The 765-nt window shown below is 48.8% G+C and carries 1 protein-coding gene; it reads right to left on the bottom strand.

From position 1 onward, the window contains the following. Window positions 1-765, bottom strand: a 765-nt coding sequence (locus ACTNC3_RS11435; RefSeq protein WP_441227511.1) for an IS110 family transposase, incomplete at both ends; no start/stop codon positions are given.

The following is a 765-nucleotide window of genomic DNA, read 5'->3' as shown; positions in this document are numbered from 1 at the left end:
AGAAGGATCCAGTCCGGCAAATGCAAGCAGCTGACAGGGCTTTGAAAAGCGATGAATATCGCCAATCTCGCCCAGGATCATTCCGCCATTGATATATCCGATGCCTGGAATGGTCATAATAACGGAGTCAAGTCCAAGCATGATTTCAGTCATCTCGGATTCGACGTCGGTGATCTGCCTGTCCAGTAACTCGATCTGCTCCACAGACTGTGTTACTTGTAAGGATAGGGCTCTGTCGCTGGAACCGACAGACTTCTGTGCCAGAATTCTTAATTCCTTGGCCTGCTCTTTATTGAAGTGTCCGTGAGAGGAAACCTCGAGCAGATGAGCCAGATGAGTCAAGTGCATGGAAGCTACCAGTTCAGGTGTAGGAGCCTCTTTCAGAAGAGCGTAAATGGTCTTCTGATGAAGTCCGGATTTGAAGAAGTACTGGAGTTCCGGAAAGACACGGTCCACGTAGGCTGTGAGCTGTATTTTTAGCCGGGTACGCTCTTTGATATTCTTCTGCCGGAAACGGCCGAGGTTCTTCAGATGCATGAGGTCAATATCCTCCTGCGAGAAGAATCTGTGCGGCTGAGCAATTAAAGTTCTGGCAATAACTAACGTATCCACCTTGTCGGTCTTCGTCTTCCGGATGTTGTTCTTACGCATCGTGGAAGTCTGGATCGGGTTGATAACGCAGACCTGGTAGCGTTTAGATACGAGAAATTCAACCAGGTTGTCAGCATAGTGTGCCGTCGATTCAAGACCAATGATGAGGCTGCC

Origin of the sequence: Oribacterium sp. HCP3S3_B9, from assembly GCF_052064255.1 — a bacterium.
In the GTDB taxonomy this organism is placed as follows: Bacteria; Bacillota; Clostridia; order Lachnospirales; family Lachnospiraceae; genus Oribacterium.
This window is presented reverse-complemented; position numbering and strand designations above follow the sequence as displayed.